This window comes from Shinella agrisoli (genome assembly GCF_046557955.1).
GTDB lineage: Bacteria > Pseudomonadota > Alphaproteobacteria > Rhizobiales > Rhizobiaceae > Shinella.
This window is the reverse complement of record NZ_JBJIEP010000008.1, coordinates 96,431-121,355: the sequence shown is the minus strand read 5'-3', so window position 1 is coordinate 121,355 and position 24,925 is coordinate 96,431. Positions and strand designations below refer to the sequence as shown.

Below are 24,925 nucleotides of genomic sequence, written 5' to 3'. Positions count from 1 at the left end.
AAGACAAGAATTTTTAAGGGGGATACAGTGATCAAGTCGGAACTGGTTCAGATTGTCGCCGCGCGCAATCCCCACCTTTACCACCGCGATGTCGAGAACATCGTCAACGCGGTGCTCGACGAGATCACCGACGCGCTCGCCGCCGGGAACCGGGTCGAGCTGCGCGGTTTCGGTGCCTTCTCCGTCAAGAACCGCCCTTCCCGTTCGGGCCGCAACCCGCGCACGGGCGATGCGGTCTTCGTCGAGGAGAAGTGGGTCCCGTTCTTCAAGACGGGCAAGGAGCTGCGCGAGCGCCTCAATCCCGGCCAGGCCGACCAGGACGACTGAAGCGGTTCCGCCGCAACGTGCGAGGCGGTTCTGCGAAAAACAGGGTAGGGGCGCCCTGCCGGCGCCTCGCGCCAGAAAGGTGACGCCATGATCAAGAGAATAGTCAACGTCCTCGTGCTGATCCCGATCGCCATCGTGCTGATCGTGCTGTCGGTGGCGAACCGGCAATCCGTGACGCTGGCGCTCAACCCCTTCCGGCCCGAGGACAGCGTGCTCTCCGTCACGGCGCCCTTCTTCGTCTATCTTTTCCTCGCGACGATCTTCGGCCTCGTGCTCGGCGCGCTGATCACCTGGTTCACGCAGGGCAAATACCGCAAGCGCGCCCGCATCGAGGCGAGCGAGGCGGTGAAGTGGCACTCGGAGGCCGAAAAGCACCGCACGCGCGCCGAGGCGATCGCCTCGCAGGCCGTCGTGCCGGCCTCGGGACGATGATCAGGCGGATCCGCCGTTCAGCCTGGCGCCGAGGTCCGAGAAGAACTGGGCCGCCAGCTTCTTCGACGTGGAATCGATGAGGCGGGAGCCGAGCTGGGCGAGCTTGCCGCCGACCTGCGCCTTCACGTCATAGGCAAGGATGGTCTCGTCGCCGTCCTCGGTGAGCCGCACGTCGGCGCCGCCCTTGGCGAAGCCCGCGATGCCGCCCTTGCCCTCGCCGGAGATCGTGTAGCTCTCCGGCGGATTGAGATTGGAAAGCTTCACCTCGCCATTGAAGGTCGCGGAGACCAGGCCGATCTTGACCTTGATGCTCGCCTCCAGCTCGCCCGGCGATTTCATGACGAGCGACTGACAGCCCGGAATGCAGGCCTTGAGGATCTCCGGATCGTTGAGCGCCGCCCAGACGGCGTCGCGCGGCGCGGCAATGCGTTCTTCGCCGGACATGTCCATGGTCGTTCCTCCTCACCGTTCCGATTTATCGCAGATCGGAAAGCGCTTTGCCAAGTGGGGGAGGGATGGTATGGGGACCGCTCGTTTTCCGGCGCTGCCGGCAAGTTTCAACCGACGACGGACGATCGATCGTGAAGGACAGACACCGCCGGCCGAAGAGCGGCTCGCCCGCACCCGCCAGGGTGAAGGCTTCGAGGGCGCAGGTTCCCAAGGCGCAAGCTCAAAGGGCGCCGGTCGCCAAGACGCCGGCGCCGGGAAGGGAGCCGCGTCCGGCGCCCGAGGCACCCGCCCGCCCCCTGATGCGCCGCGAGGGGGAAAAGCCTGCCGAACGCGTGCCGGTGATCCTGGAGACCGCCGGATCGGACCAGTACCGCCTGATCGACAGCGGCGCGGGCGAGAAGCTCGAACAGTACGGCCCCTACCGCATCGTGCGTCCGGAGGCGCAGGCGCTCTGGCAGCGCAGCCTGCCCGCCCTCTGGGACAAGGCCGACGCCGTCTTCACCGGCGACACGGATGAGGACGGCATGGGGCGCTGGAAGTTCCCCAGGGCCGCGCTCGGCGAGACCTGGCCGATGCAGCTGCTCGGCGTCGACTTCCACGGCCGCTTCACCGCCTTCCGCCATGTCGGCGTGTTTCCGGAACAGCTCGCCCACTGGCGCTGGATGCAGGAGAAGGTCGAGACGGCGGGGCGCCCGGTCAAGGTGCTGAACCTCTTCGGCTATACCGGCGTCGCCTCGCTCGTCGCGGCGGCTGCGGGCGCCGAGGTCACCCATGTCGACGCCTCGAAGAAGGCGATCGGCTGGGCGCGCGAGAACCAGGCGCTCGGCCGCATGGAGAAGCTGCCGATCCGCTGGATCTGCGAGGACGCGATGAAGTTCATCCAGCGCGAGGAGCGCCGCGCCAGCAAGTACGACATCATCCTCACCGACCCGCCGAAATTCGGCCGCGGCCCGAACGGCGAGGTCTGGCAGCTCTTCGACCACCTGCCGCTGATGCTCGATGTCTGCCGGGAGATCCTGTCGCCGAAGGCCATCGGCCTCGTGCTGACCGCCTATTCGATCCGTGCGAGCTTCTATTCCATCCACGAGCTGATGCGCGAGACGATGCGCGGGGCCGGCGGCACGGTGGAATCGGGCGAGCTCGTCATCCGCGAGAGCGGCCCGGACGGTGGGCCGGCCGGCCGCGCGCTCTCCACCTCCCTTTTCAGCCGATGGATCAGCGCATGAGCCACGACCATTCCGCAACGCGCCGCGTCGGGCAGGTGAAGGAGGTCACGAGCCTCTCCAACCCGATCGTCAAGGACATCAAGGCGCTTTCCAGCAAGAAGGAGCGCGACGAGACCAGGAGCTTCATGGCGGAAGGCCTGAAGCTCGTCATCGATGCGCTGGAGCTCGGCTTCGAGATCAGGACGCTGGTCTACGCCAAGAACGTCAAGGAGAAGCCGCAGGTCGTGCAGGTCGCGACGAAGACGGTGGCGCGCGGCGGGCTGGTGCTGGAGGTGAGCGAGAAGGTGCTTTCCTCGATCACCCGGCGCGACAACCCGCAGATGGTCGTCGGCATCTTCGGGCAACGCTGGACGAGTCTCAAGGACGTCAAGCCGAAGGCCGGCGAGACCTATGTCGCGCTCGACCGCGTGCGCGATCCCGGCAATCTCGGCACGATCATCCGCACGGCGGACGCGGCGGGCGCGGGCGGCGTCATCCTCATCGGCGAGACGACCGACCCCTTCTCGATGGAGACGGTGCGCGCCACCATGGGTTCGGTCTTCGCCGTGCCGCTGGTCAAGACCACCCCGGCCGACTTCCTTGCATGGAAGAAGGGGGCGGGCGTCTCGGTCGTCGCGACCCATCTTGCCGGCGCCGTCGACTACCGCACGATCGATTACCGCAGGAAACCCGTCGTGCTCCTGATGGGCAACGAGCAGTCCGGCCTGCCGGAAGAGCTTGCCCGCGCGGCGGACGCGCTCGCCCGCATCCCCCAGGCGGGCCGCGCGGATTCGCTCAATCTCGCCATCGCCACCGGCGTCATGCTCTTCGAGGCGCGCCGCCATCTCCTGACGCTGGACGAGCGCCCATGAACGAACGCATTCCCCTGATGTCGCGGCCGATGCCGGTGATCGTCTTCATCCTGGTCGCGCTGCTCCTCGACCAGGCGGTGAAGTTCGCCGTCGAGGCCTGGCTTCCCTTCCAGGAGGCCGTGCACGTGGTGCCGATGCTGGCGCTCTACCGCACCTACAATTACGGCGTCGCCTTCTCCATGCTGTCCGGCATGGAGGGCTGGTTTATCGTGACGCTCCGGCTCTTCGTCGTTGCTTTCGTCATCTGGCTCTGGCGCCAGACGCCGAAGGCGAGGGGCCTTGCCCATGCGGGCTATGCCTTCATCATCGCCGGCGCCTTCGGCAACCTCATCGACCGGGCGCTCTTCGGCTACGTGATCGATTACGTCCTCTTCTATACGCAGACGTGGTCCTTCGCCGTCTTCAACCTCGCCGACAGCTTCATCACCATCGGCGCCGGCCTCGTCATCCTTGACGAGCTCCTGCTGCTGCGCCGCGCGAAAAGCTAAAATTTGAGCGACTTGCTGAAGCCGATTTGAACGGTCCGTGTGCTAATCGGACCGTCATGAGCGAACCCGTCAAGCTACAGAAGCGGCTGAAGGCCGAATTTGCCGAAGCGCCGCGTCGTTCCGCCCGCACCCGTTCCGGCACGGACACGGCGCGCGATCGCCTCGATGTCGATGCGCGGCCGGCGGCGCCGCCGCCCGAACCGGAAGGCCAGGCGACGGTCCGCAGCGCGATCGCCGGCGTGGGCCTGCTGCTGGCAGCGCTGGTGCTCGCGACCGGCGTGGCGGCCGGTTTCTACGTGGCCGCCGTCGGCCTCGGCCTTGCCGGCATCGCGGGGGCCGCCTTCCTCTTCCGGACGCGCCGCCCGGCGGCAGGCCTGGAAGCCGCGCGCGACCGCTCCTGGGAGCGCAGCGAGACCTCGCAGATCCTCTCGGCCATCCACGACGTGCTCGGCGATATCGTCGTCATGCGCGCGCTCGACGGCCGCATCCTCAAGGCCAATGCCGTGCTCGGCGCGCTGACGGGCATCGCCGATGTCGAAGGCAAGACCTGCGAGGCGCTCGGCCTCACCTTCCGCTCGCAGGCGACCGCCCATCGCTACGATGTCGACGTGGACGGTCCGTTGGGCAAGCGCGTCTACGCCTGGCACGACGTCACCGTGCGCGATCCCGCCTCGGGCGAGCTCGTCGTGCATTCCATCGCCCGGGACGTGACGGAAGAGCGCCGCGCGGAAGGCGAGCGCGAACGCGCCCGCCAGCGCGCGGAGGAGGCGAGCGCGGCGAAGTCCCGCCTGCTCGCCACCGTCAGCCACGAGATCCGCACGCCGCTCTCCGGCATCCTCGGCATGTCGCACCTCATCGGCCAGACGCGGCTGACGGCCGAACAGAAGAACTACCTCGCCGGCATCCGGCAGTCCGGCCATGCCCTCGTGCAGCTGGTCGACGACCTGCTCGATTTCTCCACCATCGAGGCCGGCCGCTTCCAGCTCCGCCCGTCGGAAGAGCCGGTGCGCCCGATGCTGGAAAGCGTCGTCGAGATGCTTTCGCCCCGCGCCCACGAAAAGGGCATCGAGATCGGCTCCTTCGTCTCGCCGGAGGTTCCGGGCCTTCTCCTCTACGATGCGCCCCGCCTGCGCCAGGTCCTCTATAATGTCGTCGGCAATGCCGTGAAGTTCACCCATGCCGGCGGCGTCTCGCTCGAGACCACGCTGGATCGCGGCGCCGTCGTCATCCGCGTCACCGATACCGGTCCCGGCATGAATGCCGAGGAGCAGGCCCGCATCTTCGAGGAGTTCGAGCAGACCGGCAGCGCCGCCCAGCGCAGCGGCGGCACCGGCCTCGGCCTTGCCATCTCCGCCCGCATCCTGAGCGAGGCCGGCGGGGCCCTGACGCTGGAAAGCACGCCCGGCAAGGGCAGCACCTTCACCATCCGCATGCCGGTCGACCTGCGCACGAAAACGGCTGCCGGCGGCGCGCGCAGCGGCATGCTGGCGGGCAGCCTGGTCTTCCTGTTCGCGCCCGCGGGGCCGGCCTCGAAGGCGCTGGTGCGCACCATCGATGCGCTCGGCGGCACCTGCCATCCCGCCGCCTCCGTCGACGAGGCCCTCGACCTTGCCCAGCTTCTTTCCGGCCGCAAGGCGGAGCTCACCGACATCATCGTCGACAACCGCCTTGCCGGCGCCTTCCGCCGCGAGCTTGCCGATGTCGGCTATTTCCGCGACAGCCGCGCGCGCCGCATCTACCTCGTCAATCCGGAGGAGCGCGGCGGCCGGGCGCTCGGCAACGGCGAAGGCTATGATTCCTGGCTCATCCGCCCGCTGCGCGAGCGTTCGCTGGTCGAGGTCCTGCGCGGCCGCATGAAGGGCGTCGAGGTGCGCGACGCGATCAACGACAACCGCCCGATCCTGAAGGACCTGCCGCAGCAGACGGCTCCCGCGCCGGCCCAAGCGGCCGGTGCCCGCATCCTGCTTGCCGAGGACGATCCGGTGAACGCCATGCTGGTGCGCGCCGTGCTGGAGCGCGCAGGCCATACGGTGCGCCATGTGCCGGACTATCCGGCTCTTGTCTCCGCGCTTGCCGGCGCCACGGACGCGGGGCCGTTCGCGGCCGATCTCATCGTCACGGATCTCGGCATGCCGGGCGGCGACGGCAAGGAGATGATCGCCCGCATCGTCCAGCGGGACTACGGCAATGCGCCCCTGCCGGTCGTCGTGCTGACGGCCGACAGCCGTGCCGGCCTTCGCGAGGAGCTTCTGGCCGCCGGGGCCGATGCGGTGCTGGCCAAGCCGGCCGACCCCGTGCGGCTCATCGCGGAAATCGAAAGGCTTCTGCGCCGTGCCACCGCCTGATGCGCAGGCTGCATGCGCGTCAGGCTATCCAAGGCCGCCTTACGTCATTATCCTGTTGCAGAATCGTGGTTAAACCCACGCAGTTTCGCTCAACGGGTAGGCTTCCATGACGCTCGACCTCGCACAGACCATCGCTCCGGCGGAGATCGCCCAGCAGCCGGCCCCCGTCGCCGGCCGTTCGGGAACGGATGTGCTTGGCCGCATCGGCAACCTGGAAACGCGCATCGCCCGCTCCGTCGCCGAGATCGACGCCGCCCAGGCCGTGCGTTACCGCGTCTTCGCCGAGGAGATGAATGCCAGGCTTGCGCCCGATGCGGTTCGCCGCAAACGCGACATCGACGCCTGGGACATGGTGTGCGACCATCTGCTCGTGCTCGACACCTCGATCGAGGGCGATGCGGAAGAGCAGATCGTCGGCACCTATCGCCTGCTGAGGCAGGATGTGGCCGCAGGTTCGGGCGGCTTCTATTCCCAGTCGGAGTTCGACGTCGATGCGCTGATCGCCCGCCACCCGGACAAGCGCTTCATGGAGCTCGGCCGCTCCTGCGTGCTGCCGGCCTACCGCACCAAGCGTACGGTGGAGGTGCTCTGGCAGGGCGCCTGGGCCTATTCGCTCAAGCACGGCGTCGACGTCATGTTCGGCTGCGCCTCCTTCCACGGCATCGTGCCGGAGGAACATGCGCTGGCGCTCTCCTTCCTCCACCACAATGTCCTTGCCAGGGACGAATGGAGCGTTTCGGCCCGGCCGGAGCTCTTCCGCACCATGGACCTGATGCCGGTCGAGGGCGTCGACGCGCGCAAGGCGCTCTCCGGCATGCCGCCGCTCATCAAGGGCTACCTGCGGCTCGGCGCGGCGGTCGGCAACGGCGCCGTCGTCGACCATGCCTTCAATACGACGGATGTGCTGATCGTCCTGCCGATCGGCAGGATTTCCGGCCGCTACCTCAACTATTACGGCGCCGACGCGGGGCGCTTCGCCAGCTAGCCGCCAGGCGCCAAATGTATTTCATGAAGGTCAGCATAGTCTGATTTGCCGCCCGTCTCCGACCTCCGGGACGGGCGGCGTTTTCTATGGATCAGGCGCCGGAATTGTAGGCGGCGAGCGTCGCCATGTTGACGATGTCGCTGTCCTTCGCGCCCATCGAGACGATCTGCACCGACTTGTCGAGCCCGACGAGCAGGGGGCCGATGACCGTCGAGCCGCCGAGTTCCTGCAGCATCTTGGTGGAGATCGAGGCCGAGTGGAACGCCGGCATGACGAGAACGTTGCCGGGCCCGGAAAGGCGGCAGAACGGATACTGCTCCATGATGCGCGGGTTGAGCGCGACGTCCGCCGCCATCTCGCCGTCATACTCGAAATCGACGCGGCGGCGGTCGAGGATCTTCACCGCCTCGCGCACCCGCTCGGAACGTTCCCCCGAAGGATGGCCGAAGGTGGAGTAGGCGAGCATCGCGACGCGCGGCTCGTAGCCGAGGCGGCGGGCAAGCCCGGCCGCCTCCTCGGCGATGTCGGCCAGTTCCTCCGAGGACGGCATGTCGTGCACGGCGGTGTCGGCGACGAGCACGGCGCGGCCGCGGCACAGCGCGAGCGAGGCGCCGATGACCCGGTGGCCGGGCTTTGCGTCGATGCAGCGGCGCACGTCTTCCAGCGCCGTCGAATAGTTGCGCGTGAGGCCCGTCACCATCGCGTCCGCGTCGCCGAGCGCCACCATGCAGGCCGCGAAGTGGTTGCGGTCGTTGTGGATCAGGCGCTGGGCGTCGCGGAAGAGGAAGCCCTTGCGCTGCAACCGGGCGTAGAGATAGTCGATATAGACGTTGTTGCGCGTCGAGATGCGCGCGTTGACCAGCGCGATGCCGGGCCGGTCGAGGTCGATGCCGGCGCGTTCGGCCGTTTCGCGGATGCGCTCCTCGCGGCCGAGCAGGATCGCGGTGCCGAGCTGCTGGTTGGCATAGGAGACGGCGGCGCGCATCATCTGCTCTTCCTCGCCCTCGGCGAAGACGACGCGCTTGGGCTGCCGGCGCACGCGGGCGTAGATCTGCTGGAGCGTCGAGGCGATCGGGTCGCGCCGGGCCCTGAGGTCGCGGGCATAGGCGTCGAGGTCCGCGATCTCCTTGCGCGCGACGCCCGTTTCCATCGCGGCCTTCGCGACGGCGACGGGGATCGCCGAGATGAGGCGCGGATCGAACGGCACGGGGATGATGTATTGCGGCCCGAAGCGCGGCCGCACGCCCTGGTAGGCGGCCGCGACGTCGTCCGGCACGTCCTCCTTGGCGAGGTTTGCAAGCGCCTCGGCGGCGGCGATCTTCATCGCGTCGTTGATCGTCGAGGCGCGCACGTCGAGCGCGCCGCGGAAGATGTAGGGAAAGCCGAGGACGTTGTTCACCTGGTTCGGGTAGTCCGAGCGGCCCGTCGCGACGATCGCGTCGTCGCGGATGCGGGCGACCTCCTCGGGCGTGATCTCCGGGTCGGGATTGGCCATGGCGAAGATGATCGGCCGCGGCGCCATGGAGCGGATCATGTCCTCCGAAAGCGCGCCCTTGGCCGAAAGGCCGAAGACGACGTCGGCGCCGTCCATGGCCTCGGCAAGCGTGCGGCGGTCGGTCTTCACCGCATGCGCCGACTTCCACTGGTTCATGCCGTCCTCGCGGCCCTGGTAGATGACGCCCTTGGTGTCGCACAGGATGACGTTTTCCGGCGCAAAGCCCATCGCCTTGATGAGCTCGATGCAGGCGATGGCGGCCGCGCCCGCCCCGTTGCAGACGAGCTTCGTCGTCTTGAAGTCGCGGCCCGTCAGGGCGAGCGCGTTGATGAGGCCGGCCGCGGCGATGATCGCCGTGCCGTGCTGGTCGTCGTGGAAGACCGGGATGTCCATCAGCTCGCGCAGGCGGCTTTCGATGATGAAACAGTCCGGTGCCTTGATGTCTTCCAGGTTGATGCCGCCGAAGGAGGGGCCGAGATAGCGCACGCAGTTGATGAACTCGTCCACGTTCTCCGTGTCGACCTCGAGGTCGATGGAATCGACGTCGGCGAAGCGCTTGAAGAGCACCGACTTGCCTTCCATCACGGGTTTCGAGGCGAGCGCGCCGAGATTGCCGAGGCCGAGGATGGCCGTGCCGTTCGAGATGACGGCGACCATGTTGCCGCGCGTCGTGTAGTCGTAGGCTGTCGCCGGGTTCTCGGCGATGGCCTTCACCGGCACGGCGACGCCCGGCGAATAGGCGAGCGAGAGGTCGCGCTGCGTCGCCATCGGCTTGGTCGGCGAGATTTCCAGCTTGCCGGGACGCCCGGAAGCGTGGAAATCCAGCGCTTCCGTGTCCGTGACGGTTGCCCTCTGGCGGTCTGACTTGTCGGTTCCCGGCATGCTCCCCCCTTCACACTCCTGTGGGCGATAGGCCCGTAACTCCACGCAGGTGTTGTTTTCTATATCGCTGCATGGCTAGGGTGACACCTCTTTTTTAGGAAGAACAGACTCTCCGTGAACGATCAGATCGTGCGCCCGAACGATATCCTGTCGACGGCCGAGCTCGCCAGCGGCGAAAGCCGCGCCTCGGCGACGCCGATGATGGAACAGTATATCGAGATCAAGGCGGCCAATCCCGACAGCCTGCTGTTCTACCGCATGGGCGATTTCTACGAGCTGTTCTTCCAGGACGCCGTGGATGCCGCCCGCGCGCTCGGCATCACGCTGACGAAGCGCGGCCAGCACATGGGGCTCGACATCCCGATGTGCGGCGTGCCGGTGCATGCGGCGGACGACTATCTCCAGAAACTGATCGCGCTCGGCTTCCGCGTCGCCGTCTGCGAGCAGGTCGAGGATCCGGCCGAGGCGAAGAAGCGCGGCTCGAAATCGGTGGTGCGCCGCGACGTCGTGCGGCTCGTGACGCCCGGCACGCTGACGGAAGAAAAGCTGCTCTCGCCGTCGGACGCCAACTACCTGATGGCCGTCGCGCGCATCCGCGGCGGGGCCGAGCCCGCCATGGCGCTCGCCTGGATCGATATTTCCACCGGCATCTTCCGCGTGTCGGAAACGGCGCAGGGCCAGCTGCTCGCCGACATCCTGCGCATCGATCCGCGCGAACTGATCGTGCCGGATACGCTGTTCCACGACCCGGAATTCCGCCCCGTCCTGGATGTCGTCGGGCGCGTGGCGGTGCCGCAGCCGGCGGTGCTCTTCGACAGTGCGACGGCGGAAGGGCGCATCGCCCGCTATTTCGGCGTCTCCACGCTCGACGGCTTCGGCACCTTCTCGCGCGCCGAGCTGGCGGCCGCCTCCGCGGCCATCGCCTATGTGGAGAAGACGCAGATCGCCGAGCGCCCGCCGCTCGGCCGGCCGGAGCGGGAAAGCTCGGCTTCCACGCTCTTCATCGATCCGGCGACCCGCGCCAACCTCGAGCTGGTGCGCACGCTTTCCGGCGAGCGCAGCGGCACGCTCCTGAAGGCTATCGACCGTACCGTGACGAGCGGCGGCGCGCGGCTGCTCGCCGAACGGCTGATGTCGCCGCTGACCGATCCGGAGGCGATCAATGCCCGGCTCGATTCCATCGCGACGCTCGCCGACCGCCCCGCCTTCTGCGAGGACCTCTGCTCGGCGCTGAAGCGGCTTCCCGACATGCCGCGGGCGCTCTCGCGCATCGCGCTCGGCCGCGGCGGCCCGCGCGATCTCGGCGCGATCCTGCACGGCCTTTCGACCGCTGCCGAGATCGCGCGGCTGATGGCGGCCGAAGAGCTCGACGGCGAGCTCGCGGCCGCCCGCGCCGCCATCGCCGCCCTGCCGGTCGATCTTTCGCACCGCCTCGCCGTCATGCTTACCGACGAGCTGCCGCTCCTCAAGCGCGACGGCGGCTTCATCCGCGAAGGGGCGGATGCGGAGCTGGACGAGATGCGCGCGCTGCGCGACCAGTCGCGCCGCGTCATCGCCGGCCTCCAGCTGCAATATGCCGAGGAGACGGGCGTCAGGTCGCTGAAGATCAAGCACAACAACGTGCTCGGCTATTTCATCGAGGTCTCTGCCGGCAACGCTTCGGCCCTGACGGACGGCGACGCGGCCAAGGCGCGCTTCATCCACCGCCAGACCATGGCCGGCGCCATGCGTTTCACCACGACGGTGCTCTCGGAGCTGGAAACCAAGATCGCCAATGCCGCCGACCGGGCGCTCGCCATCGAGCTTGCCGCCTTCGACGGCCTCGTCGAGGCGGTCGTGGCGGAGGCCGAGGCCATCAAGGCAGCGGCGCGGGCGCTTGCCGTCGTCGATGTCTCCGTCGGGCTTGCCGCGCTTGCCGAGGAGCAGGCCTATTGCCGGCCCGTCGTCGACAATTCGACGATGTTCGCCATCGTCGGCGGGCGTCACCCTGTCGTGGAGCAGGCGCTGCGCCGCCAGCAGGGGGCGGCCTTCGTCGCCAATTCCTGCGACCTCTCGCCGAAGGACGGCAAGGGCCACGGCGCGATCTGGCTGCTCACCGGCCCGAACATGGGCGGCAAGTCGACGTTCCTGCGCCAGAACGCCCTCATCGCCATCCTCGCGCAGATGGGCGCCTACGTGCCGGCCGAAAGCGCCCATATCGGCATCGTCGACCGGCTGTTCTCGCGGGTCGGCGCATCGGACGACCTTGCCCGCGGCCGCTCCACCTTCATGGTCGAGATGGTCGAGACGGCGGCGATCCTCAACCAGGCGACCGACCGCTCGCTCGTCATCCTGGACGAGATCGGCCGCGGCACGGCGACCTTCGACGGCCTGTCCATCGCCTGGGCCGCCGTCGAGCACCTGCACGAGGCGAGCCGCTGCCGCGGCCTCTTCGCCACCCACTTCCACGAGTTGACCGTGCTGTCGGAAAAGCTTTCCCGCCTTTCCAACGCCACGATGCGGGTCAAGGAATGGGACGGCGACGTGATCTTCCTGCACGAGGTCGGCCCAGGCGCGGCGGACCGTTCCTACGGCATCCAGGTGGCGCGCCTTGCCGGCCTTCCTCCCTCGGTCGTGGCGCGCGCCAGGGACGTGCTCGCCAAGCTGGAGGATGCGGACCGCAAGAACCCGGCAAGCCAGCTCATCGACGACCTGCCGCTGTTCCAGGTCGCTGTGCGCCGCGAGGAGGCGCATCGCGGCGCCGCCCCGTCGAAGGTGGAGGAACTGGTGAAGGGCCTCAATCCGGACGACATGACGCCGCGCGAGGCGCTGGACGCGCTCTATGCGCTGAAGAAAGAACTTGGCAATCGCTAGCCGCTAGGATTTGTCCTCGCGTGCTGAAAGGGTCTATAGGCATGCGAACCGAACGGGCGATCGAGGACAAGCGGGACGCAGGCCGGCATCCGATGGAAAAGAAGTTTCTGGCACCGGCCGACTCCGGCCTGCTCGACGTGCCGGCGCTGCGCGCCAGGTGCGAGTTCATCGCCAGCACCAATGCCGATTACCGCGACCGCATGCGCCGCGAGCTCCTTGCCGAATTCAAGAAGGCCAACGCGGCGGGCCGCGAGCGGGCGCGCGAACTGCTCTTTGCCGACGGCAGCGGCCTGCAATGCGCCGCGCGCATCTCCTGGCTGCAGGACCAGCTGATTTCCGTCCTGCACGATTTCGCGCTCAACCACGTCTTCAGCGCCGGCCAGGCCCCGCCCGCCGCGCGCATCACGGTGACGGCCGTCGGCGGCTACGGGCGCGGCACGCTGGCGCCGGGCTCGGACATCGACCTGCTCTTCCTGCTGCCGGAAAAGCCGGCCGCCTGGAGCGAGCCGGCCATCGAGTTCATGCTCTACATCCTGTGGGATCTCGGCTTCAAGGTCGGCCACGCCACGCGCACCATCGAGCAGTGCATCCAGCTCTCCAAGGGCGACATGACGATCCGCACGGCGATCCTCGAGGCGCGCTACATCTGCGGTTCGGTGGCGCTGTTCGAGGAGATGGCGGTGCGCTTCGACCGCGAGATCGTGCGCAATACCGGCCCGGAATTCATCGCGGCGAAGCTTGCCGAGCGCGACGAGCGCCACCGCAAGGCCGGCGACACGCGCTACCTCGTCGAGCCGAACGTCAAGGAGGGCAAGGGCGGGCTTCGCGACCTGCACACCCTCTTCTGGATCGCCAAGTATTTCTACCATATCCGCGACCCGGCCGAGCTGGTGAAGCTCGGCGTGCTGTCGCGGCAGGAATACAAGCTCTTCCAGAAGGCGGACGACTTCCTCTGGGCCGTGCGCTGCCATATGCATTTCCTGACCGGCAAGGCGGAGGAGCGGCTGTCCTTCGACATCCAGCGCGAGATCGCCGAATGCCTCGGCTACCAGCCGCATCCGGGCCTTTCCGCGGTCGAGCGCTTCATGAAGCACTATTTCCTCGTGGCGAAGGACGTCGGGGACCTGACGCGCATCTTCTGCGCCACGCTGGAGGACCAGCAGGCGAAGGAGGCGCCCGGCATCAGCGCCGTCATCAGCCGCTTCACCCGCCGCACGCGCAAGATCGCCGGCACGCTGGATTTCCTGGAGGACCGCGGCCGCATCACCATCACGGATCCGGGCGTCTTCAAGCGCGATCCGGTGAACCTCATCCGGCTCTTCCACATCGCCGACATCAACGGGCTGGAGTTCCATCCCGACGCGCTGAAGGAGGTCACGCGCTCGCTGAAGCTCATCAACGGCGCGCTGCGCGAGGACGAGGAGGCGAACCGGCTCTTCCTGTCGATCCTCACCTCGCCGCGCGATCCGGCCCTCATCCTGCGGCGCATGAACGAGTCCGGCGTGCTCGGCCGCTTCATTCCCGAATTCGGCAAGATCGTCGCGATGATGCAGTTCAACATGTATCACCACTACACGGTCGATGAGCACCTGATCCGCTCGGTGGGCGTCCTTTCCAGCATCGACCAGGGCCGCGAGAAGGAAGCCCATCCGCTGAGCTATCAGGTCATGCCGAGCATCGAGGACCGCATCCCGCTCTATGTCGCGGTGCTGCTGCACGACATCGCCAAGGGCCGCCCGGAGGACCATTCGGAAGCGGGCGCCAGGGTCGCGCGAAAACTCTGCCCGCGCTTCGGCCTCACGCCGAAGCAGACGGAGCTCGTCGTCTGGCTGATCGAGGAGCACCTCACCATGTCCATGGTCGCCCAGACCCGCGACCTCAACGACCGCAAGACCATCGTCGACTTCGCCGAGAAGGTGCAGTCGATGGAGCGGCTGAAGATGCTGCTGGTGCTGACGGTCTGCGACATCCGCGCCGTCGGCCCGGGCGTGTGGAACGGCTGGAAGGGGCAGCTGCTGCGCACGCTCTACTACGAGACCGAGCTGATGATCTCCGGCGGCTTTTCCGAGCTGTCGCGCAAGGAGCGCGCGCAGGCCGCCCGCGAAACGCTGTTCGAGGCGCTTCCCGCCGACTGGAGCCAGAAGGACCGCAAGACCTATACGCGCCTCCACTACGATCCCTACCTTCTGACTGTGTCGCTGGAGGACCAGGTGCGCCATGCCGCCTTCATCCGCGAGGCGGACAAGGCGAGGCAGACGCTCGCCACCATGGTGCGCACCCATTCCTTCCACGCCATCACCGAGATCACGGTGCTCTCGCCCGACCATCCGCGCCTCCTGACGGTGATCGCCGGCGCCTGCGCGGCAGCGGGGGCCAACATCGTCGACGCGCAGATCTTCACGACCTCGGACGGGCGGGCGCTCGATACGATCCTCGTCAACCGCGAGTTCCCGAACGATGCGGACGAGATGCGCCGCGCCGGCACGATCGGCAGGATGATCGAGGACGTGCTGTCCGGCCGCAAGCGCCTCCCGGAGGTGATCGCCACCCGCACCAGGAGCCGCAAGCGCAGCCGCACCTTCACCGTCTCGCCGGCCGTCACCATCTCCAATACGCTGTCGAACAAGTTCACCGTCATCGAGATCGAGTGCCTCGACCGTCCCGGCCTCCTGTCGGAAGTGACGGCCGTGCTCTCCGACCTCTCGCTCGACATCGCCTCGGCGCATATCACGACCTTCGGCGAGAAGGTCATCGACACCTTCTACGTCACCGACCTCGTCGGCCAGAAGGTGACCAATGAGAACCGGCAGGCCAACATCGTCGCGCGGCTCAAGGCCGTCATGGCCGACGAGGCGGACGAGGTGCGCGACCGCATGCCGCCCGGCATGATCGCGCCTGTCGCCGCCGCGCCGAAAAGGATCAGGGCAGAACAATGAGTCTGGTGAAAAAATTCGCGACCGTGGGCGGCGCGACGCTCGGCAGCCGCGTGCTCGGCTTCGCCCGCGAGACGCTGATGGCCGCCGCGCTCGGCACGGGGCCGATGGCGGATGCCTTCTATGCCGCCTTCCGCTTCCCGAACCTTTTCCGCCGCCTCTTCGCGGAAGGCGCGTTCAACGCCGCCTTCGTGCCGCTCTTCGCCAAGCAGATCGAGGCCGGCGGCATCGACGGCGCGAAGCGCTTCTCCGAGGAGGTCTTCGGTGTTCTCTTCACCGTGCTCCTGATGCTGACCATCGCGATGGAGCTCCTGATGCCGCTCATCGTCGCCTGGGTCATCGCGCCGGGTTTCGTGGACGATGCGGAAAAGTTCGACACGACGGTCAAGCTCGCCGTCGTCATGTTCCCCTATCTCATGTGCATGTCGCTGACGGCGATGCTGTCGGGCATGCTCAATTCCCTGCACCACTATTTCGCCGCCGCCGTCGCTCCGGTCTTCCTCAACGTCGTGCTGATCGGCGCGCTTGCCTATGGGCTCTGGCAGGGTGCCTCGCCGCTTCAGACGGCCTGGTACCTGTCCTGGGGCGTGCTTGCCGCGGGCCTCCTCCAGATGGCCGTGCTCTATGCGGGCGTGCGCCATGCCGGCATGCGGATCGGCTTCCGCCGCCCGCGCATGACGGCGAACGTCAGGCGCCTGCTCTGGCTGGCGCTGCCGGCGGCCGTGACGGGCGGCATCACCCAGATCAACCAGCTCATCGGCCAGATGATCGCCTCCACCAAGGACGGCGCGATCGCCGCCCTGCAATATGCCGACCGCGTGTACCAGCTTCCGCTCGGCGTCGTCGGCATCGCCGTCGGCGTCGTGCTGCTGCCGGAGCTTGCGCGCGCGCTGAAGGGCGGCCACGAGCGCGAGGCCGGCAACCTGCAGAACCGCTCGATGGAATTCGTGCTCTTCCTGACGCTGCCGGCGGCCGGCGCGCTCTGGGTCATCTCCGACGAGATCGTGCGCGTGCTCTACGAGCGCGGCGCCTTCGGCACGGACACGACGTCCATCGTGGCGGGAACGCTCGCCATCTACGGCCTCGGCCTGCCCGGCTTCGTGATGATCAAGGCGCTGAACCCCGGCTTCTTCGCCCGCGAGGACACGAAGACGCCGATGCGCATCACGCTGCTTTCGGTCGTCGTCAACTGCGTCCTTGCGGTTTCGCTCTTCCCGTTCTTCCATGAGCGCGGCATCGCCACCGCCGAGGCCGTCTCCGGCTGGCTGACGGCGCTCCTCCTCTTCGTCACGCTGGTGCGCCGCGGCCACTGGCCGCTGGAAAAGGCGCTCGCCTGGCGTGTCGCACGGCTGCTGATCGCCACGCTCGTCATGGCCGCCACGCTGGAATATGCCTCCGGCTGGCTCGCCGGCCGCCTGGCCTCGGCCGCGCCGCTCCACGAGCAGATCCTTGCGCTCGGCCTGCTCGTCGTCCTCGCCATGATCGTATATTTCTCGGTCGCCTTCCTCATCGGCGGCGCCGATCTCGGCATGATCCGCCGCAATTTGAAGCGCAGGCCGCGCGCCGGGGCCGCGCCGACGGACGGCACGGCCGAGTAGGTTTCCTGCGTCAGCGCGCAGCGAGCTTCGTGCGCCCGCCAAGGCGCGCCAGCCCGCCGCAATGGTGCCAGCGCCGCTTCGGCCCGACATCGACATGGACGATGCCGTTGCAATAGGTGCCGACGCCGCCGACAGCCGGCGCGGACCGCGCAGCGGCGATGATCTGCTTCACGGAAACGCCGGGCACGCGGATGTCGGCGGCAAGGCACTTGCGGTGATAGGATCCTCTGCGGCCGTTCGAGCGGTGGCCCGACGTCACGAGCGGCCGGCGTCCGACCTGCCGTGCGATATGGGCGAGGATCGCCCTCAGCTTGCCCGGGAAACATCGGTGCCGCACGCGCGGCGTCTGCACCGTGTAGACCTTGGCGGCATTGCCCTTCTCGCTTCTGGCGACATGCCTGTGATTTCCGCTTGCCATGGTTTCGGTCGCGAAGATCGATGCCAGCGCGATCATGCAGGCAAGGAGGGGCGAACGGTTTCTTCGCATGGCACACTCCGGTTCGCGCCGTTGCGTCAAAAAACGGCTGATCGAAATCCGCCGGCCCCTGTCCCCGCCGGGAGGAAAGGCCCGGAAAGTGTCATTTATAAGGGAGTTCCTGATGGGGCCGGCCGCGGCCTGTAAAGCCGGTCATCCCTGCCGCGGCAGCGTTGCCGTCCCTCTTGATCGGCGCCCCCGCGCCGTGCATAAGCGCGGCGACAACAGCAACAGGATCAGGCCCTCCACCCGCCTGAAGGAAATCGTCATGAGCGCATTCAAGCCTCTCGTCTTCTCCGGCGTCCAGCCGACCGGCAATCTCCACCTCGGCAACTATCTCGGCGCGATCCGCAAGTTCGTTGCGCTGCAGGAGGACAACGACTGCATCTACTGCGTCGTCGACCTGCACGCGATCACCGCGCAGCTGGTGCACGAGGACATGCGGGGCCAGATCCGCTCGATCGCCGCCGCCTTCATCGCGTCGGGCATCGACCCGAGGAAGCATATCGTCTTCAACCAGTCCGCCGTGCCGCAGCACGCCGAGCTCGCATGGATCTTCAACTGCGTGGCGCGCATCGGCTGGATGGAGCGCATGACCCAGTTCAAGGACAAGGCCGGCGGCAGGAACGCCGAGCAGGTCTCGCTGGGCCTGCTCGCCTATCCGAGCCTGATGGCCGCCGACATCCTCGTCTACCGCGCCACGCACGTGCCGGTCGGCGACGACCAGAAGCAGCACCTGGAGCTGACGCGCGACATCGCCCAGAAGTTCAACATCGACTTCGGCGACCACATCCGCAGGGCCGGCACGGGCGTCGACATCGTCGTCGGCGAGGAGCCGGTGCACGCCTATTTCCCGATGGTCGAGCCGCTGATCGGCGGGCCCGCGCCGCGCGTCATGTCCTTGCGCGACGGCACGAAGAAGATGTCGAAGTCGGATGCCTCCGATCTCTCCCGCATCAACCTGCTGGACGATGCCGACACGATCTCCAAGAAGATCCGCAAGGCCAAGACCGACCCGGACGCGCTGCCGAGCGAAGCCGAAGGCCTCAAGGGCCGCCCGGAGGCGGAAAACCTCGTCGGCATCTATGCCGCGCTCTCCGACAAGTCCAAGGCCGAGGTCCTTTCCGAGTTCGGCGGCCGCCAGTTCTCCGTCTTCAAGCCGGCGCTCGTCGACCTTGCCGTCAACGTGCTCTCGCCGATCACCGACGAGATGCGGCGCCTGATGGACGACACGAGCCATATCGACGCGATCCTCAGGGACGGCGGCGAAAGGGCGCGGGCGCGGGCCGAGAAAACCATGAAGGAAGTTCGCGACATCATCGGTTTTGTGCAGTAAGGTCGCTGCAACAGAGACCTTGCACAAGGGGCCCGTATGGTTTCTCGACGTCTTTCCCGCCTTGAAGGCCACCGCCGCAAGTTTCTGGCGGTCATCGACGACACGCCGGAATGCCAGCGCGCCGTCCATTATGCGGGAATGCGGGCGAAGAATTCCAATGGCGGCGTGGTCCTGCTCTATGTGATCGCCAACGGCGATTTCCAGCAGTGGCTGGGCGTGGAGGAGATCATGCGGGCCGAAGCGCGCGAGGAAGCGGAGGCCGTGCTTGCCAAGGCGGCGCAGGCACTGCGCGAATCGATCGGCATCGAGCCGGAGACGGTGATCCGCGAGGGTGTCGCGAGCGAGGAGATCAACGGCCTGATCGAGGACGACCGCGATATCGCGATCCTCGTTCTGGCCGCCGGATCCGGCAAGGAGGGGCCGGGGCCGCTTGTGTCCTCGCTGGCCAGCCGCGCGCAGGCCTTCCCGATCCCGGTGACGGTGATCCCGGATTCGCTGAGCGACGAAGAGCTCGACGCGCTGAGCTGAGCCGGAACCTTGAAGAGCGGCGCAGAAGCGCCTATCTTCTTTTTTGAATTATTCTAAATGTCTTGGCCGACGGAAGCGCCTGGCCGCACGGAGAGAAAGATGTTCATCCAGACCGAAGCGACGCCGAACCCGTCGACCTTGAAATTCCTGCCGGGCAAGGTGGTGCTGGAGACCGGCACGGCCGAGTTCCGCGACGAGGCGGAAGCGCGCGCCGCATCGCCGCTCGCCGCCCGCCTCTTCGGCATTCCCGGCGTCAAGGGCGTGTTCCTCGGCTACGATTTCATCACCGTCACCAAGGACGGCGCCGATTGGCAGCACATGAAGCCGGCCATCCTCGGCAACATCATGGAGCACTTCATGTCCGGCCAGCCGGTCGTGGCGAGCGGCGCCTTCGGCGGCGGCGAGGAAGAGGACGGCGAGTTCTTCGACGAGGGCGACGAGACGATCGTCGCCACCATCAAGGAACTGCTCGAGACGCGCGTGCGCCCGGCCGTGGCGCAGGACGGCGGCGACATCACCTTCAAGGGTTTCCGCGACGGCGTCGTCTACCTCAACATGAAGGGCGCCTGCTCGGGCTGCCCATCCTCCACGGCGACGCTGAAGCACGGCGTGCAGAACCTTCTCCGCCATTTCGTACCGGAAGTGCAGGAAGTTGAAGCCGTCATGTAGGGCCTGCCCCGCAAGCCTCCGGTGCCCGGCATGATCGTTCTGGCGATCGATACGGCGGGCACGGGCTGCTACGCGGCGCTTTATGATTCCGGACAGGATACCGTCCTCGGCGCCGCCGGCGCGGATATCGGTCGCGGCCATGCCGAACGGCTGATGGGGTTCATCGACGCGGCGCTCGAGGCGGCGGGCATGACATTGCGCGATGTCCACCGCATCGCCGTCGCCATCGGCCCCGGCTCCTTCACCGGCATTCGCGTCGGCGTCGCCGCGGCGCGGGGCCTTGCGCTGGCGCTCGGCGTTCCCGCCGTCGGCGTCTCCACCCTTTCGGCGCTTGCCGCCGACCGGCAGGCGGGCTCGCCCCTCCTCGTCGCGATGGATGCCAGGCGCGACGAGATCTACTGGCAGCGCTTCGCGGCCGATGGCACCGAAGCCTCGCCGCCCGCGATTGCCTCGGTTGCGCAGGCGCGCGGCATCGCCGCCGAAGAAGGCTGTGCCGTCGCCGGTTCCGCCGCAGCGTTGCTGCGCGAGGGTGCGCCGCCGGAGAGCGACGGCGTCTCCATCGCCACGGTGGCGCGCCTCGGCGCCCGCCTCGATCCGGAAAGCCATCTGCCGAAGCCGCTCTATCTTCGCGGTCCCGATGCCAGGCCGCAGGCGGGTTTCGCGATCCGGAGGGCCTGACATGTCCCTGAGCGGTTATTTCACCCGTAAGCCCGTCTTCGACATCTTCCCCCTCGAAACCGCCGATGCCGGCATGGCCGCCGCATTGCACCGTGCCCGCTTTTCCCGGCCCTGGAACGACGGCGAGTTCCACTCGCTGCTGTCGCAGGATCCCGTCTACGGCTTCCTCGCATTGAAGGAGGGCGCGCTCGGCCGTACCGCCGGCGGCTTCGTGCTGGCCCGCGCGGCGGCCGGCGAGGCGGAGATCCTGACGATCGGCGTCGACCAGCGTTTCGAGCGCGCCGGCCTCGGCTGGCGGCTGATGCAGGCGGCGCTGCGCGAGGCCAGGATGCGCGGGGCCGAGGCCATTTTCCTGGAGGTCGACGAGGGCAATATCGCCGCCCGCGGTCTCTATGCCAAGCTCGGCTTTGCCAAGGTGGGCGAGCGCAAGGCCTACTATGCCGGCGCCGATGGCAGCCGGTCCACGGCGCTTGTCATGCGGCGCGATCTTCGCTAGTCCCCTATCGGGGCGCCGAACGAACGAGGGCAGGTCGCATGGCGGACGTCGAGAAATCGCTGGAAGAGCTTTGTGTCGAGCGCGGCATGCGCATGACCGAGCAGCGCCGCGTCATCGCGCGCGTGCTGGAATCCTCCGCCGACCACCCGGATGTCGAAGAGCTCTATCGCCGTTCGTCCGCCATCGATTCGCGCATCTCCATCTCGACCGTCTACCGCACGGTAAAGCTCTTCGAGGATGCCGGCATCATCGAGCGGCACGATTTCCGCGACGGCCGTTCGCGCTACGAGACGGTGCCGGACGAGCACCACGACCACCTGATCGACCTGAAGAACGGCCAGGTGATCGAATTCCATTCGCCGGAAATCGAGGCCTTGCAGGAGCGGATCGCCCGCGAGCACGGCTTCAGGCTCGTCGACCACCGCCTGGAACTCTACGGCGTTCCCCTCAAGGAGGGCGAGTGAGGCGAACCGCTACCGTCCTTTTCGATTTTTCCGGTTCGGCATTGTGGCACCCCCCTCTGCCCTGCCGGGCAAAGGGGGGTAGCCGCCCGGCACTGGCGTTCGACCGCTCGCCGGTGGCGCTTTGATCACCGCATTGCGCATCGCCCTCGGACTCGTCGTCCTCGTCACGGTGACGCTCGTCCTGCTGCCGGTCCAGCTCGTCGGGCTGCGCTTCGACCTGAAGATCCGCCGCCGCCTGCCGCGGCTCTGGCACCGCGTCGCCTGCCGGGTGCTCGGCCTGAAGGTGCGGGTGCACGGCACGCTTGAGCCGAGGCGCCCCCTGCTCATCGCCGCGAACCATGCGTCCTGGAAGGACATCATGGTGCTCGGCTCGGTCGCCGACGTCGTCTATATCGCCAAGGCCGAGGTGCGCGGCTGGCCGGTCTTCGGCATCCTCGCCCGCCTGCAGGCGACGATCTTCGTGGAGCGCGAGCAGCGCCGCAAGACCGGTGATCAGGTGGACGAGATCGCGCGGCGGCTGGCGGACGGCGAGATCGTCGTGCTCTTCCCGGAAGGCACGACCTCGGACGGCAACCGTCTTCTGGAGATGAAGACCTCGCTGTTCGGCGCCGCCGCCTCGGCACTGCCGCACGCGCCGGAGGGCATCGTGCATATCCAGCCGGTCTCGATCGCCTATACCGGCCTGCACGGCATGGCGATGGGCCGTTACCACCGCCCGCTCGCCGCCTGGCCGGGCGACATCGCACTCCTGCCGCATCTGCTCGGCGTCGCGCGGGAAGGGGCGGTCGACGTGGACGTGGATTTCGGCGAGCGCGTCGACTATTCCCGCGCCAGCAATCGAAAGCAGGTGAGCCGCGAGGTCGAGACGCGCATCCGTGCCATGCTCGGCGCGCGGCTGCGCGGCAGATAAAGCTTCATTTTCCGGGACTTTTCCACTATGCAAGCGGCCATGAGCGAACAGTCCCTCTCCACGCCCGCCAAAACGAACACCCGCAAGGTCTTCGTGAAGACCTACGGCTGTCAGATGAACGTCTACGACAGCGACCGCATGACGGACGCGCTGTCGAAGGACGGCTATCAGGCGACGGACGTGCTGGAAGAGGCCGACCTCGTCCTCCTAAACACCTGTCACATCCGCGAGAAGGCGGCGGAAAAGGTCTATTCCGAACTCGGCCGCCTGCGCGAGATGAAGAAGGCGCGGGCGAAGGACGGCCGCGAGATGGTGATCGGCGTCACCGGCTGCGTCGCCCAGGCCGAGGGCAGGGAGATCCTGCGCCGCGCCCCCGCCGTCGACCTCGTCGTCGGCCCGCAGACTTATCACCGCCTGCCCGAGGCGCTGCGCCGCGCCAAGGGCGGCGAGCGCGTCGTCGAGACGGACTATGCGATCGAGGACAAGTTCGAGCACCTGCCGGCGCCGGAAAGGGCGAGGACCCGCGCCCGCGGCGTCACCGCCTTCCTCACCGTGCAGGAAGGCTGCGACAAGTTCTGCACCTTCTGCGTCGTGCCCTATACGCGCGGCGCGGAGGTCTCCCGTCCCGTTTCGCAGATCGTCTCCGAGGCCGAACGCCTCGTCGAGGCCGGCGTGCGCGAGATCACCCTGCTCGGCCAGAACGTCAACGCCTGGCATGGGCTCGGCCCCGGCGGACGCGAATGGGGCCTCGGCGACCTCCTCTACCGCCTCGCGGAGATCGAGGGCCTCGCGCGCCTGCGTTACACGACCAGCCATCCGCGCGACATGGACGACCGCCTCATCGAGGCGCACCGCGACCTGCCGAAGCTGATGCCTTACCTGCACCTGCCGGTGCAGGCCGGCTCCGACCGCATCCTCAAGGCCATGAACCGCCGGCACACCGCGGCCGAATATGTCGCGCTCATCGAACGCATCCGCGCCGTCCAGCCGGAGCTTGCGATTTCCGGCGATTTCATCGTCGGCTTTCCCGGCGAGACCGACGCCGACTTCGAAGCCACGATGCGCCTCATCGAGACGGTCGGTTATGCACAGGCATTTTCGTTCAAGTATTCGATCCGTCCCGGCACGCCCGGCGCCGAGATGGACGGCCATGTCGAAGAGAGCGTGAAGTCCGAACGCCTTGAAAGATTGCAGGCTTTGCTCTTCCGCCAGCAGAGCGCGTTCGCCCGCGGCTGCATCGGCAAGGAGATCGACCTGCTCCTGGAGAAGCCCGGACGCATGCCCGGTCAGCTCGTCGGCCGCTCGCCCTGGCTGCAGCCTGTGAATGTTGATGCAAAAGGCTGCGAAATCGGTGACATTATCCGGGTACGAATCACGGATGCCGGCCCCAACAGCCTCTTCGCCGAAGCGATCGGGTGACGGACCGGCCCTTTGGGAGCGAGAACCGCTTGAACGGACACGAATTGATGACGTCATCGCCGCGCCAGTCGAAAAGCCAGACCGACGCCAATCACTTCGTGCTGACCTTCGAGAACAATCGATACGCAAGCGAGCTGTTCGGACAGTTCGACCAGAACCTGAAGCTTCTGGAGCAGCGCCTCAACATCGATGCGCGCGCCCGCGGCAATTCCGTCTCCATCTCCGGCGACGTGGTGGCCACCAACCAGGCCCGCCATGCGCTCGACTATCTCTACGACCGTCTTCAGAAGGGCGGCTCGATCGAGCTTTCCGACGTCGAGGGCGCCATCCGCATGGCGATCGCTGCGGACGACCAGCTCTCGCTGCCCACCATGGAGCGCAAGGCCAAGCTCACCATGGCGCAGATCTCCACGCGCAAGAAGACGATCGTCGCCCGCACGCCGATGCAGGATGCCTATATCCGCGCGCTGGAACGCTCCGAGCTCGTCTTCGGCGTCGGCCCGGCCGGCACGGGCAAGACCTACCTCGCCGTCGCCTATGCCGCCCAGCTTCTGGAGCGCGGCGCGGTCGACCGCATCATCCTGTCGCGCCCGGCCGTCGAGGCGGGCGAACGCCTCGGCTTCCTGCCGGGTGACATGAAGGAGAAGGTCGATCCCTATCTGCGTCCGCTCTACGACGCGCTCTACGACATGATGCCGGGCGACAAGGTGGAGCGGGCGATCACCGCCGGCGTCATCGAGATCGCGCCGCTCGCCTTCATGCGCGGGCGCACGCTCGCCAATGCCGCGGTCATCCTCGACGAGGCGCAGAACACGACCTCGATGCAGATGAAGATGTTCCTGACGCGTCTCGGCGAGAACGGCCGCATGATCGTCACGGGCGATCCGAGCCAGATCGACCTGCCGCGCGGCGTCAAGTCGGGCCTTGTCGAAGCCTTGCAGATCCTGAACGGGGTGGAGGGCGTCTCCGTCGTCCGCTTCAAGGATGCGGACGTGGTGCGCCATCCGATGGTCGCCCGCATCGTCCGGGCCTACGAGGCCCAGACGGCCGTGCAGGACGAAAGCGAGCAGATGGACCGCTGACGG

At 67.4% G+C, this 24,925-nt stretch carries 22 protein-coding genes; 19 read left to right on the top strand and 3 right to left on the bottom strand.

What is annotated here, in order from left to right; genetic code table 11:
- Window positions 1-9: 9 nt before the first annotated feature.
- Window positions 10-327 (top strand): integration host factor subunit beta, encoded by a 318-nt coding sequence (locus tag ACIIOY_RS10725; RefSeq protein ID WP_411034757.1) that lies wholly within the window; start codon window positions 10-12, stop codon window positions 325-327.
- Between the two features lie 87 nt (window positions 328-414).
- Window positions 415-759 carry a DUF1049 domain-containing protein gene (locus ACIIOY_RS10720; RefSeq protein WP_411034646.1) on the top strand — a complete coding sequence of 115 codons (345 nt, stop codon included), beginning with the start codon at window positions 415-417 and terminating at the stop codon, window positions 757-759.
- Here ACIIOY_RS10720 and ACIIOY_RS10715 read toward each other — a convergent pair whose 3' ends face one another.
- A complete protein-coding gene (locus tag ACIIOY_RS10715) occupies window positions 760-1,209 on the bottom strand; it encodes an SRPBCC family protein (protein ID WP_411034645.1) in 450 nt (149 codons plus the stop codon).
- A 131-nt stretch (window positions 1,210-1,340) separates the two neighbouring features.
- On the opposite strand from ACIIOY_RS10715, the gene ACIIOY_RS10710 reads away from it, so the two are divergent.
- From ACIIOY_RS10710 to olsB, 5 genes are all read left to right on the top strand, one after another.
- Window positions 1,341-2,435 (top strand): class I SAM-dependent methyltransferase, encoded by a 1,095-nt coding sequence (locus tag ACIIOY_RS10710; protein WP_411034644.1) that lies wholly within the window; start codon window positions 1,341-1,343, stop codon window positions 2,433-2,435.
- A complete protein-coding gene (locus ACIIOY_RS10705; RefSeq protein ID WP_411034643.1) occupies window positions 2,432-3,286 on the top strand; it encodes a TrmH family RNA methyltransferase in 855 nt (284 codons plus the stop codon). Before ACIIOY_RS10710 ends, ACIIOY_RS10705 begins: the two co-directional genes overlap by 4 nt.
- A complete protein-coding gene (gene lspA, locus ACIIOY_RS10700; protein WP_411034642.1) occupies window positions 3,283-3,774 on the top strand; it encodes a signal peptidase II in 492 nt (163 codons plus the stop codon). The genes ACIIOY_RS10705 and lspA overlap by 4 nt, the downstream gene beginning before the upstream one ends.
- 56 nt (window positions 3,775-3,830) lie before the next feature.
- A complete protein-coding gene (locus tag ACIIOY_RS10695) occupies window positions 3,831-6,119 on the top strand; it encodes a hybrid sensor histidine kinase/response regulator (RefSeq protein ID WP_411034641.1) in 2,289 nt (762 codons plus the stop codon).
- A 106-nt stretch (window positions 6,120-6,225) separates the two neighbouring features.
- Complete coding sequence (gene olsB / locus ACIIOY_RS10690; protein ID WP_411034640.1) at window positions 6,226-7,104, top strand: l-ornithine N(alpha)-acyltransferase; 879 nt, start codon at window positions 6,226-6,228, stop codon at window positions 7,102-7,104.
- A gap of 91 nt (window positions 7,105-7,195) precedes the next feature.
- Here the strand turns inward: olsB and ACIIOY_RS10685 are convergent, their stop codons facing one another.
- Entirely contained in the window at window positions 7,196-9,481 is a 2,286-nt protein-coding gene (locus tag ACIIOY_RS10685) for an NADP-dependent malic enzyme (RefSeq protein ID WP_411034639.1), read from the bottom strand.
- A 114-nt stretch (window positions 9,482-9,595) separates the two neighbouring features.
- On the opposite strand from ACIIOY_RS10685, the gene mutS reads away from it, so the two are divergent.
- From mutS to murJ, 3 genes are all read left to right on the top strand, one after another.
- On the top strand, window positions 9,596-12,334 hold the full coding sequence (mutS, locus tag ACIIOY_RS10680; protein WP_411034638.1) for a DNA mismatch repair protein MutS: 2,739 nt from the start codon (window positions 9,596-9,598) through the stop codon (window positions 12,332-12,334).
- Window positions 12,335-12,426: 92 nt separating this feature from the next.
- Complete coding sequence (locus ACIIOY_RS10675) at window positions 12,427-15,270, top strand: [protein-PII] uridylyltransferase (RefSeq protein WP_411034756.1); 2,844 nt, start codon at window positions 12,427-12,429, stop codon at window positions 15,268-15,270.
- On the top strand, window positions 15,267-16,865 hold the full coding sequence (murJ, locus tag ACIIOY_RS10670) for a murein biosynthesis integral membrane protein MurJ (RefSeq protein ID WP_411034637.1): 1,599 nt from the start codon (window positions 15,267-15,269) through the stop codon (window positions 16,863-16,865). The genes ACIIOY_RS10675 and murJ overlap by 4 nt, the downstream gene beginning before the upstream one ends.
- Window positions 16,866-16,875: 10 nt before the next feature.
- Here murJ and ACIIOY_RS10665 read toward each other — a convergent pair whose 3' ends face one another.
- Window positions 16,876-17,352: a YcbK family protein gene (locus tag ACIIOY_RS10665; protein ID WP_411034636.1), complete on the bottom strand. Its 477-nt coding sequence runs from the start codon at window positions 17,350-17,352 to the stop codon at window positions 16,876-16,878.
- Window positions 17,353-17,608: 256 nt separating this feature from the next.
- Between ACIIOY_RS10665 and trpS the strand changes: the two genes are divergently transcribed.
- The 9 genes from trpS to ACIIOY_RS10620 all read left to right on the top strand — a co-directional run bounded on the left by trpS (window position 17,609) and on the right by ACIIOY_RS10620 (window position 24,922).
- The gene (trpS, locus tag ACIIOY_RS10660) at window positions 17,609-18,676 is read left to right on the top strand and encodes a tryptophan--tRNA ligase (RefSeq protein WP_411034635.1); all 1,068 of its coding nucleotides are present in this window, start codon (window positions 17,609-17,611) and stop codon (window positions 18,674-18,676) included.
- A gap of 36 nt (window positions 18,677-18,712) precedes the next feature.
- Window positions 18,713-19,204, top strand: coding sequence for a universal stress protein (locus ACIIOY_RS10655; protein ID WP_411034634.1), 492 nt, complete (start codon window positions 18,713-18,715; stop codon window positions 19,202-19,204).
- Window positions 19,205-19,303: 99 nt separating this feature from the next.
- Window positions 19,304-19,873 carry a NifU family protein gene (locus ACIIOY_RS10650; RefSeq protein ID WP_411034633.1) on the top strand — a complete coding sequence of 190 codons (570 nt, stop codon included), beginning with the start codon at window positions 19,304-19,306 and terminating at the stop codon, window positions 19,871-19,873.
- A gap of 30 nt (window positions 19,874-19,903) precedes the next feature.
- A complete protein-coding gene (gene tsaB / locus ACIIOY_RS10645; RefSeq protein WP_411034632.1) occupies window positions 19,904-20,551 on the top strand; it encodes a tRNA (adenosine(37)-N6)-threonylcarbamoyltransferase complex dimerization subunit type 1 TsaB in 648 nt (215 codons plus the stop codon).
- 1 nt (window position 20,552) lies between these two features.
- Complete coding sequence (locus ACIIOY_RS10640; RefSeq protein WP_411034631.1) at window positions 20,553-21,047, top strand: GNAT family N-acetyltransferase; 495 nt, start codon at window positions 20,553-20,555, stop codon at window positions 21,045-21,047.
- A gap of 38 nt (window positions 21,048-21,085) precedes the next feature.
- A complete protein-coding gene (locus ACIIOY_RS10635; RefSeq protein ID WP_411034630.1) occupies window positions 21,086-21,511 on the top strand; it encodes a Fur family transcriptional regulator in 426 nt (141 codons plus the stop codon).
- A gap of 121 nt (window positions 21,512-21,632) precedes the next feature.
- A complete protein-coding gene (gene olsA, locus ACIIOY_RS10630; protein WP_411034629.1) occupies window positions 21,633-22,421 on the top strand; it encodes a lyso-ornithine lipid O-acyltransferase in 789 nt (262 codons plus the stop codon).
- Window positions 22,422-22,460: 39 nt separating this feature from the next.
- On the top strand, window positions 22,461-23,840 hold the full coding sequence (gene miaB, locus ACIIOY_RS10625; protein WP_411034628.1) for a tRNA (N6-isopentenyl adenosine(37)-C2)-methylthiotransferase MiaB: 1,380 nt from the start codon (window positions 22,461-22,463) through the stop codon (window positions 23,838-23,840).
- A 29-nt stretch (window positions 23,841-23,869) separates the two neighbouring features.
- On the top strand, window positions 23,870-24,922 hold the full coding sequence (locus tag ACIIOY_RS10620; RefSeq protein ID WP_411034627.1) for a PhoH family protein: 1,053 nt from the start codon (window positions 23,870-23,872) through the stop codon (window positions 24,920-24,922).
- Window positions 24,923-24,925 lie beyond the last annotated feature (3 nt).